At 56.8% G+C, this 10,285-nt stretch carries 10 protein-coding genes; 6 read left to right on the top strand and 4 right to left on the bottom strand.

The window, feature by feature from the left end; all coding sequences use genetic code 11:
* The 3 genes from ABWO67_RS16910 to ABWO67_RS16900 all read right to left on the bottom strand — a co-directional run.
* The coding region (locus ABWO67_RS16910) for a 2Fe-2S iron-sulfur cluster-binding protein (protein WP_353153697.1) at positions 1–829 on the bottom strand (829 nt) is incomplete at its 3' end.
* 11 nt (positions 830–840) lie between these two features.
* Positions 841–2,412, bottom strand: a complete 1,572-nt coding sequence (locus ABWO67_RS16905; RefSeq protein ID WP_353153694.1) for a formate dehydrogenase beta subunit — start codon at positions 2,410–2,412, stop codon at positions 841–843.
* 1 nt (position 2,413) lies between these two features.
* Complete coding sequence (locus ABWO67_RS16900) at positions 2,414–2,914, bottom strand: formate dehydrogenase subunit gamma (protein ID WP_502930040.1); 501 nt, start codon at positions 2,912–2,914, stop codon at positions 2,414–2,416.
* Between the two features lie 198 nt (positions 2,915–3,112).
* Here ABWO67_RS16900 and ABWO67_RS16895 point away from each other — a divergent pair, with 198 nt between their 5' ends.
* The 3 genes from ABWO67_RS16895 to mobA are packed head-to-tail and all read left to right on the top strand — an operon-like array spanning position 3,113 to position 5,933.
* Positions 3,113–4,246 carry a substrate-binding domain-containing protein gene (locus ABWO67_RS16895; RefSeq protein WP_353153688.1) on the top strand — a complete coding sequence of 378 codons (1,134 nt, stop codon included), beginning with the start codon at positions 3,113–3,115 and terminating at the stop codon, positions 4,244–4,246.
* Entirely contained in the window at positions 4,243–5,334 is a 1,092-nt protein-coding gene (moaA, locus tag ABWO67_RS16890; protein WP_353153685.1) for a GTP 3',8-cyclase MoaA, read from the top strand. Before ABWO67_RS16895 ends, moaA begins: the two co-directional genes overlap by 4 nt.
* A complete protein-coding gene (mobA, locus tag ABWO67_RS16885; RefSeq protein ID WP_353153683.1) occupies positions 5,331–5,933 on the top strand; it encodes a molybdenum cofactor guanylyltransferase MobA in 603 nt (200 codons plus the stop codon). Before moaA ends, mobA begins: the two co-directional genes overlap by 4 nt.
* 5 nt (positions 5,934–5,938) lie before the next feature.
* On the opposite strand, the gene ABWO67_RS16880 is transcribed toward mobA, so the two are convergent.
* Positions 5,939–6,610 (bottom strand): GntR family transcriptional regulator, encoded by a 672-nt coding sequence (locus ABWO67_RS16880; RefSeq protein ID WP_353153681.1) that lies wholly within the window; start codon positions 6,608–6,610, stop codon positions 5,939–5,941.
* Between the two features lie 181 nt (positions 6,611–6,791).
* Here ABWO67_RS16880 and ABWO67_RS16875 point away from each other — a divergent pair, with 181 nt between their 5' ends.
* The 3 genes from ABWO67_RS16875 to ABWO67_RS16865 are packed head-to-tail and all read left to right on the top strand — an operon-like array spanning position 6,792 to position 10,279.
* Positions 6,792–8,531 (top strand): acetolactate synthase catalytic subunit, encoded by a 1,740-nt coding sequence (locus tag ABWO67_RS16875; protein ID WP_353153678.1) that lies wholly within the window; start codon positions 6,792–6,794, stop codon positions 8,529–8,531.
* Positions 8,528–9,280 (top strand): 3-oxoacyl-ACP reductase, encoded by a 753-nt coding sequence (locus ABWO67_RS16870; protein ID WP_353153675.1) that lies wholly within the window; start codon positions 8,528–8,530, stop codon positions 9,278–9,280. Before ABWO67_RS16875 ends, ABWO67_RS16870 begins: the two co-directional genes overlap by 4 nt.
* A 36-nt stretch (positions 9,281–9,316) precedes the next feature.
* Positions 9,317–10,279: a Bug family tripartite tricarboxylate transporter substrate binding protein gene (locus ABWO67_RS16865; protein WP_353153673.1), complete on the top strand. Its 963-nt coding sequence runs from the start codon at positions 9,317–9,319 to the stop codon at positions 10,277–10,279.
* The last annotated feature ends 6 nt before the right edge of the window (positions 10,280–10,285 follow it).

Genomic DNA, 10,285 nt, shown 5'->3' with positions numbered 1-10,285 from the left:
TGGCCTGGCCGTCTTTCCAGGGCACCATGCGCACGACTTCCTGGCCTTTCATTTCTGCCTTGAATGCGCAGCCCACACCGCAATAGGCGCAAGTGGTGACGACGGAATGTTCGGCCTGGCCCATCATGATGACCGACTTTTCTGTAAGCGACGAGGTAGGGCAAGCCTGCACACAGGCCCCGCAGGAAACACAGTCGCTACCCAGGAAGGTGTCGCTCTGACCGGCAGTGACGCGCGAATCGAAACCGCGTCCGGTGATGGTCAGGGCGAAGGTCCCCTGGATATCTTCGCAAGCACGTACACAACGGCTGCACACAATGCACTTGGATGAGTCGTAAGTGAAGTAAGGATTGGACTCGTCAGATAAGTCGGATCGGTGATTGGCGCCTTCGTATCCGTAGCGTACATTGCGCAGGCCAACAACTCCGGCCATATCTTGCAGCTCGCAATCGCCGTTGGCAGGACAGGTCAGGCAGTCCAGCGGATGGTCGGAAATATACAATTCCATGACGCCGCGGCGCAGTTCGTGCAATTTGGGCGTTTCTGTCCAGATGACCATGCCGGCTTCCACCGGCGTCGTACATGACGCCGGATAGCCGCGCCGGCCTTCGATTTGCACCAGGCACAGTCGGCAGGAACCAAACGCTTCCAGGCTGTCGGTGGCGCATAGCTTGGGAATATTGATGCCGGATTCGGCGGCGGCGCGCATGACCGAGCTGCCGGCCGCAACATCGACTTGGATGCCATCGATAGTGATTTGGACGGTTTGCGTATCGAGCGAGGCAGGGGTGCCAAAGTCGTGCTCACGTTTAGCGATAGTTTCTAACATGGTGGACTCCGTTAGGCTGCTTGTTCGGTTGCGGTGGCGGGGCTGGGCAGACCGAAATCTTCCGGAAAGTGGTCAAGCGCCGATAAGACGGGATAAGGCGTCATGCCGCCAAGCGCGCACAGAGAGCCGGCCAGCATGGTGTCGCAAAGGTCGCGCAGCAAATGGACTTGTTCTTCGCGCTTTTCGTTATGGCGAATCTTGTCGATGACTTCGACGCCGCGCACGGCGCCGATCCTACAGGGCGTACATTTGCCACAGGATTCGACCGCGCAGAATTCCATGGCGTATCCGGCCATTTTCGCCATGTCGACAGTATTGTCGAACGCTACGATACCGCCATGGCCTACCATGGCTGAAATGGCAATATAGGCTTCGTAGTCCAGCGGAACATCCCATTGGGATTCCGGCAGGTAGGCGCCTAGCGGGCCGCCTACCTGTATAGCGCGCAGCGGACGGCCGCTCGCGCTGCCCCCGCCAAAGTCGTACAGCAGTTCGCGCAGGCTCAGGCCGAACGCTTTTTCCACTAGCCCGCCCTGCTTGATGTTGCCGGCCAGTTGAAAGGGCAGGGTGCCTTTGGAGCGGCCCATGCCATAGTTGCGGTAGAAGTCGGCGCCTTTGGCCAGGATAATAGGCACGGTGGCCAGTGATATGACGTTGTTGATGACGGTGGGCTTGCCGAACAGGCCTTTGATGGCCGGCAGCGGCGGCTTGGCGCGCACTAGTCCGCGCTTGCCTTCCAGACTTTCCAGGAGTGAGGTTTCTTCGCCGCAAATATAGGCGCCTGCGCCTACGCGCACTTCAAGGTCGAAAGCCCGGCCGCTGCCCTGAATATTGTCGCCTAGCCATCCGGCTTCACGCGCCCGGCCAATGGCATCTTCCAGTGTGGCGATGGCGCCGGGATATTCGGATCGTACATAGATATAGCCATAAGTGGCATGCACCGCCAGCCCGGCGATAGCCATGCCTTCGATCAGCACATAAGGGTCGCCTTCCATCAGCATGCGGTCGGAAAATGTGCCCGAGTCACCCTCGTCAGCATTGCAAACAATGTACTTTTGGTCAGCGGGCGTAGCAAGGACGGTTTTCCATTTGATTCCGGTCGGAAAGGCAGCGCCGCCGCGCCCTCGCAGGCCCGAGTCCACGATGGTATCGATAATGGCGGCCGGGGCCATGGCCAACGCTTTCTTGAGGCCTTGGAAGCCTTCGTGGGCCTGGTAATCGGAGAGGCATAATGGGTCGGTAATGCCTACGCGTGCAAAAGTGAGGCGTTCCTGATTCTTCAGATAAGGAATTTCGTCTGTCAGTCCATGAGACAGGGGGTGTGGCTTGCCTTCCAGCCAACCCGCGTCGAACAAGCCGCAGACATCGGAGGCTTCGACGGGGCCGTAGGCTACCCGGCCTGACGCTGTTTCGACTTCGACCAGCGTTTCCAGCCATAGCAGCCCGCGCGAGCCGTTGCGTATGATATGGACGTCCAGTCCGCGGTGTTGCGCTTCCTGGGCAATGGCCTGCGCCAGCCCATCGGCGCCCACAGCTATGGCCGCAGCGTCGCGTGGCACGAAAATGTTGATGGCTTGGCTCATGTTATGCCTCTTGTGCTTGCAGCAGTTGATCTAGTTTGGCGGGCGTCATGCGAGCGTGAGGCTGGCCATTGATCATGACAGTCGGCGACTGGGCGCATAAGCCCAGGCAGTAAACGGGTTCAAGCGTTACGGCGCCGTTGCTGGCTGTACTGTGGAAATCGCAGCCAAGCTTGTTTTTGGCATGCTCGGCAAGTGCGTCGCCGCCCATGGACTGACAGGCTTCGGCCCGGCAGATTTCCAGAACGATGGGCGCCGCAGGTGTCTCGCGAAAGTGTGGATAGAAGCTGACTACCCCATGGATTTCGGCCCGCGACAACTGTAAGGCTTCGCCTAATAACGGCACGATGGCCGCAGGGATGTAGCCCAAAGCGTGTTGTACAGCATGAAGAATAGGAAGCAGAGCACCTTGTTGCCCTTCATAGCGCTTTAGCACCTGTCGCGCAACTTGCTGTACTACGGCGTCGGACGGAGCCGACTCATTATTATCAGGCGTCATGGCCATGGCGCTATCCTTTTGAGATAAAGAGGCTGTATCGTGTGACGGTTGTCTCTTATATGTTTTTATTTACATATATATTTATTGAATATTTGAGGTAATCTAACCTTGATAAGTGATTTCATCAATAGGAAAGAAATCACATATAAGAGTATTCTCAATATGAAATTAAAAACATATTAATACCATTTGGGGTGGAGATAAATGACGTATCGATTCAAGGCGAGGCTCACTTCCGAATGGGCTTTGGAAAAACAATCGGGTGAGGTTCTACCGTTAAGCGAGGTAATACGCTTGCTCGCTGCCGTCGATGCCACGGGTCATATCGCGGGCGCCTGTAAAGCCTGCGGCGTGTCGTACCGGCATGGCTGGGGAATGTTGCGCAACGCTGAAAAGGAATTCGAGGCGCCGCTGCTGGAAACGTCGCGGCGGCAGGGGACGAAACTCACAGAGTTTGGGAAGCATTTGATCTGGGCTAACCGTCGCGTTGACGCGCGACTCATGCCAACGCTGGAAAGCATGGCGTCAGAACTGCAGGAAGAGTTAGAGCGCTTATATCCGGAAAGCCAGCCACGCCTGCGTCTGCATGCCAGCCACGGGTTTGCGGTAGAAGGGCTGATGCAGCTGGCCAATGGGCTTGATATGTCGCCGCTAGAGTTACGGTATCGCACCGCAATAGAAGCGTTGGCCTCGCTGGATCATGGCGAATGCGATCTGGCCGGTTTCCAGGTGCCCGTGGGCGAGTTCGAAGGCCCTATCCTTAGAAACTACGGCAAGTGGTTGAATCCAGATAAGCACCGGCTGATTTTTCTGGCCCTGCGCAACACGGGTATGTTCGTGCAGCCGGGCAATCCCAAGCAAATCGCCTCGGTGGCAGACTTGATCAATCCCGAGGTGCGTTTCGTGAATCGGCAAATCGGCTCCAGCACGCGTTCGCTCGTCGGCCTGATGCTTAAACAGCTCAATATCGATACCACGCGAGTACAGGGCTTCGACAGCAGCGAATTCACGCACATGGCGATTGCGGCGCACATTGCCAGCGGTATGGCCGATGTCGGCATCGGCGTGGAAACAGCGGCCTGGCGCTGTGGTTTGTCATTCATTCCCCTGGCGAAAGAGCGCTATTTTTTCGCAGTACATCGTGACACGCTCTCCACGTCTAAAATGCAGGTCTTGTTGGACCTGATGACGAGCGATCGCTATCAGGCCTATGTGTCAGAGCTGGTGGGGTACGATGCCACCGGTATGGGTAGTGTACAAACACTGAGCGAAGCATTCGGCCCGGCATTGACCAAATCGATGTCGAGTTCCAGTAGAGAGTTTATGATCAAGACATGAGTAAAGTAATTTTCCACACTGGCCCCCGATCTGCCACGCCGTCAACGGTTTCTCCGTCCATGGTGGGCGAGATAATGCACGACGCCCGGAAGCGCCCATTGCACGACCTACGCATTTCCGTTACTGATCGCTGCAATTTCCGGTGTACCTATTGCATGCCGCGTGAAGTATTCGATAGCAGCTATAGCTTCATGCCGCATAGCGCGTTGCTTAGCTTCGAGGAAATTGCGCGCGTCGCTGGCATAGCGGTAGGCTTGGGTGTACGCAAGATCCGCCTTACTGGTGGCGAACCCTTACTGCGTAAAAATATAGAAATTCTTATCGAGATGCTGGCGCAAATGCGCACGCTTGAAGGCAAGCCGCTGGAGGTCACACTAACGACTAACGGCACGCTGCTTGCGAAGAAGGCGCAGTCATTGATGGACGCGGGGCTGACGCGGGTAACGGTCAGCCTGGATGCCCTGGATGACTCGATGTTTGAACGCATGAGCGACAGCCAAGTCAGTGTCAGGCAAGTACTGGACGGCATAGACGAGGCAGCCCGTGTCGGCTTGGCGCCGGTCAAAGTCAACATGGTGGTGCGCAAGGGTTTGAATGACGGACAAATCGTACCCATGGCGCGCCATTTCCGCCATTCCGGCCATATTTTGCGATTCATCGAGTTTATGGACGTCGGCAGCACCAATGGGTGGAATCTTCAGGAAGTGCTGACCGGTGCGGAAATCCTTGATCGCATCAAAGCCGAGTTTCCTCTTGAACCGGTGGATGCCGGCTATCGTGGCGAGGTGGCGAATCGCTGGCGCTATGCCGACAATGCGGGTGAAATCGGCCTCATTACCAGTGTTTCTCAACCATTCTGTGGGGACTGTACCCGCGCCCGGCTGTCGCCGGAGGGTAAGCTGTTTTTGTGCCTGTTTGCATCGGAAGGTCACGATATACGGTCGCTGGTCCGCAGCGGCGGCAGCGACCAGGACATTGCCGACCTGTTCGGCGGTATTTGGTCCAGGCGCAATGATCACTATTCGGAAATCCGCGGCCGAGAAACCATCGGTTTGCCGAAAATCGAAATGAGCTACATCGGCGGATGATAGCCCGCTCATTGCTGACAGGCTTGGTATTGGCCGGTGGGCAAGGCAGGCGCATGCAAGCGGCCGCCCTCGAAAAAGGTTTGCTGGAATTGAACGGTAAGCCGTTAGTCGAGCACGCGTGCGGGCATTTGGCCCCGTATGTAGATAAGGTATTGATCAGCGCGAATACGAATCTTGATAGGTATGCACAATATGGCGATGTCGTTCCTGACGACCTTGCGCTAGGGGAGTATTCGGGGCCGTTGGCCGGTATTGCCAGTGCGCTCAGGCATGTTGCTACACCGTGGCTGGTTGTGTTGCCCGTAGATGTCCCGTGTCCCCCTGTCGACCTGATTGAGCGTTTGTGCGCCTCGGTAGGCGATGAAGGGCCTCGTATTGCTTACGCCCGCACCTCGGCAGGCGTGCATCCGTTATGCATGGTGGCGCACAGCAGCTTGGTGGACGGTCTGTATGACTTTTTGCTGTCCGGCGAGCGCAAGGTACAGTTCTGGCAACGGCAGAATGACGCTGTACCTGTTTTGTTCGATGACGTCGGTGATGCGTTTTTTAATATTAATACGCCCGAAGATTTGTTGCGTGCCAGTGGGCTGACGGAATAAAAGGGTCAGGACATCTCATCGGGCAGGCGCTCCATCAGTGCTGCGCCATATTCGTTGACGTCCTGGACTATGGCGGCGACCGCATCATCCGCGCGACGTTCCCGCAGGGCATCAATTACGAACACATGAGGATGCGCGCCTTCGCTATGAACGAAGGGGGGCTGATACAGATAGGTCAAGGACGGGCCGGTCTGGGCCCAAAGGCCTTCAATGATCGCGATGAGATCCGTCATCTGCGACGCGGCATATAGGGTCGAATGGAACTCGAAGTTATGGAGCAGGGTACCTTCCCTGTCTTCATTCAACTTGCATTGCATCATCACGCTGTGGATCTCTTCCAGTTTATCGATATCTGCGTCCTGGATGTTTCGGACGGCATATTCGGCCGCCATCACTTCAAGCTTGAGCCGGATCGCCCTCAGATCTTGGAGGCGCTTTTTATCGAATATGGGCACGGTGATGGATTTGCCGCGCTCCATAGTCAGCGCCCGCTCGGATACCAGTTGCAGCAACGCTTCCCGCACCGGGGTCTGGCTGACGCCGAGCTCGTCGCTGATAGTGCGCAGAAGCATGACATCCCCCGGTTTGTAGCCGCCCGTCATCAGTCTTTTTTTCAGCCGTTTATAGATGAGAGTCGTGATGTTCTCACGCGCAAATGGCTTTGAATCAATGGTCACGAAAAAAATCTCCAGGCGTTAGTTAGCTGAATGCTATACGCCAAGCTGCGTGATGGGCACTTTGTTACGGATAGGTGCAAACCCTAGTAGAACGAGAAAGCGAGCTTGCTTATTATAGGCTAACTTTATATTTTATAAAATATAAAATAATCATTCTCTAGCTCATTACGGAAATCTCCTTGTGGAAACATCGCTCACTCCTTTAACCGCGAATGGCCTGGTGCAATCGAATACGGTAGCTCACGCTATTGTGCAGGCCCTTAAACGACACGGTATTACCACCACATTCGGGCAGAGTCTGCCCAGCATGCTGCATCTGGCGGCCGAAGAAGCCGGCTTGAAGCAGGTCGCATATAGAACAGAAAACGCCGGTGGCTATATGGCCGACGCCTATGCGCGCCTTACCAATACACCCTCGATTGTCACAGCGCAAAATGGCCCGGCAGCCGCACTGCTGGTTGCACCCTTGGCCGAAGCAATGAAGGTGTCGATTCCCATCATTGCACTCGTACAGGATGTGGCGCGCAACCAGACGGACAAGAACGCGTTTCAGGATCTCGATCATATGGGCCTCTTTCAGCCCGTCACTAAATGGGTTCGCCGCATCACCGACGCATCCCGGGTGGAAGACTATATCGACCAGGCATTTGCTGTTGCGTGCTCGGGGCGGCCGGGACCGGTCGCCTTGCTGCTTCCTGCTGACCTGCTGCTTGAGCCCGCAGTCGAAAGCGTTCGCAAGCAATCTTTGGGGCACTTCCCATTGGACCGCACTGTGGCGTCGCCAGCCTCGGTCTCGCGCGCGGCATCACTGCTGGCTGGCGCCCGTAAGCCCTTGGTCATCGCTGGCGGCGGAGTGCATATTTCGGGCGCCTATAAGGCATTGACTGCCCTCCAGGAAGAGGCACATCTGCCAATCGCGACCACCGTAATGGGCAAGGGCGCGGTAAGCGAGCAGCATCCTCTGTCTGCGGGGGTGGTAGGCTATTTCATGGGCCCCAATAGCGCAACCCGCTACCAACGGCCGCTGGTGACCGATGCCGATGTCATTCTTTTGATCGGCACGCGAACCAACCAGAACGCAACGGACTCGTGGCAGCTCTATCCGAAACATGCGACATACATACATCTGGATGTGGACAGCCACGAGGCAGGGCGCAACTACGAGTCGGAGCGTCTCATCGGTGACGCCAGCCTGACGCTCGATGCCTTGCTCGCAGCCCTCAAGGATCAGGATCTTACGCTACGCGCTGCACAGCGTGCGCAAGTCGAGGCCGTCATATCGGCCGGCAAGGCCAAGGGCAAGGCCGAATCGACGGCCGTGCGCACGTCGGATGCGCAGCCCATTCGACCCGAGCGCATCACCCACGAGCTTCAAGCGCTTCTTACCGAGGATGCAATCGTGGTGGCCGATGCCAGCTACTCTTCGATCTGGGTTGCCAATGGCTTGACCGCACTCAAGGCGGGTCAACGCTTCATTACGCCTCGTGGGCTGGCAGGCTTGGGTTGGGGTTTTCCGATGGCAATGGGCGCCAAGCAAGCCCGTCCCGACGCTGAAGTGTATTGCCTGGTGGGGGACGGCGGCTTTGGCCACGTGTGGTCAGAGCTCGAAACTGCGGCGCGCATGAACATCAAAGTCACGCTGATTCTTATCAATAACGGAATATTGGGTTACCAGAAGCATGCGGAAAACGTCAAGTTCGGCGCGCATACCTCGGCAGTGAATTTTGCGCCGGTCGATCATGCCGCCATCGCACGCAACTGCGGTTGCAACGGTGTGCGCATCACCGACCCGGCGGATTTGGCCGATGCACTGAAGCAGGCTCGTCAAAGTGACAAGACCACACTCATCGAAGTCATGTGCGACGAGAATGCGTTCCCGCCCATCACGTTCTACACACCCGACGCAAAGGTATCGGCATGAGCGCCAGACGTGTTGCCTTAGTGACAGGGGCAGGAAAAGGAATAGGGTTGGCGACCACGTTGGCGCTGTTGAAGGCCGGCCGTTCGGTCGCGATGGTCGACCGTAACGCGGCTGATGTCGCGGCCCTGATACCTCAGGAATACCTGCCATTCGCGCAATACCACACGCTCGACGTCACAGACAGCGTCGCCATTGCCGCATGCCTGGAGCAAGTTCGCAGTGACCTGGGCGAGGTGTCGATACTCGTCAATAATGCGGGTATTTCTCCCAAGGTCGACGGAAAATCCAGTGGCTTGCTCGAGGTGACCGAGGCCGAATGGGAGTCGGTCATGGACGTCAATGTCAAGGCGATTGTCAAGCTGTGTCAGCTGTGTGTGCCGACGATGAAAGCGGCCCGGTTCGGACGTATCGTTAATGTGTCGTCGTTGGCGGGACGCTCCAAATCACTCGTGGCTGGCATCAGCTATATGGCCTCCAAGTCAGCGGTGCTTGGCTTGTCGCGTGCGATCGCATCCGAGATGGGGCCATTCGGCATTACGACCAATTGCGTAGCGCCCGGGCGCATCCTTACCGAGATGGCGATGCAAGCGGGACCGGAGGTGAACGAACGGTATGCGCAGGCAATTCCCGTGCGTCGCCTCGGTACGCCCAATGAAGTGGGCGAAGCAATCGAATTCCTTTGCCAGGATAACGCCGGCTTCATTAATGGCGCCGTCATCGACATCAACGGCGGCTTCTTCATGCCGTAACAGGCATCAATTCAACCGAAGACACTAAGGCACAACATGATGAGACAACATTTGATCAAGCTGGGCATTACCTTTGGACTGTCCTTAGGGCTATCCGGAATTGCCGCGGCCGATTCTTTTCCCCAGGCCCCGGTTAGCCTGGTCGTCAACTACGGAGCAGGCGGCAATACGGATGTCGCCTCCCGCAATCTGGCCAAGGGAATGGAGCCGTTTTTGAAGCAATCTATCGTAGTCGTCAACAAGCCGGGCGCGATGGGGACGATGGGGCCTACGTATTTAACGCGACAGAAGAATGATGGCTACACATTCGGGGTGGTCACTTACAGCACAGTCGCCATTGCACCGCATCTCATGGATGTGCCTTACACCATCGATGACTTCGAGTTTGTTGCGGGATTCGGCCGGTTCCGCTACGGCGTCGCAGTGCGTGCCGATTCGCCTTACAAGAACATGCAGGATCTCGTGGATGCCGCGAAGAAGGGCAATGGCCTTTTCTTCGGTGCTCCGTCTGCGCCGAACAATCTTGCCATGTTTGATCTGGCAAAGGCCACGGGCGGAAAACTTGAACAAATCCTGTACAAATCCGGCGCGGAAACCGTTACGGGATTGCTGAGCGGCCAGGTAGACGTCATTGTCCAGAACCCTTCGGACATTCTGCCGCACCTGGAGGCGGGAAAAATGCGTCTGCTGGCGTCGGCAAGCCCTATCCGCTGGCCAGAGCAGCCCGACGTTCCGACGATCAAGGAGCAAGGTTTTCCCGTAGAGATCGATTCATGGCTGGGGGTTGCAGCGCCCAAGGGTACGTCGCCCGCGTATGTCAAGGTGCTCGAAGCCGCCGTCTTGGCGGCAATGAAGGAGCCTCAGGTCCAGAAAAACTTCAAGGCAGTCGGTGTCGATCCTGTGGGGCTGACAGGCGCCGAATACAAGAAGGCCTTGGCCGAAGGCTACAAGATCATGGGCAAGGCAATCAAGGATGCGAACCTGCCCCGAGTGAACTGAACAATA

This window comes from Pollutimonas bauzanensis (genome assembly GCF_040393045.1).
Classification (GTDB): Bacteria; Pseudomonadota; Gammaproteobacteria; order Burkholderiales; family Burkholderiaceae_B; genus Pollutimonas; species Pollutimonas bauzanensis_A.
Note: the sequence above shows the minus strand (reverse complement) of the source record. Positions and strands in the feature narration are given on the sequence as shown.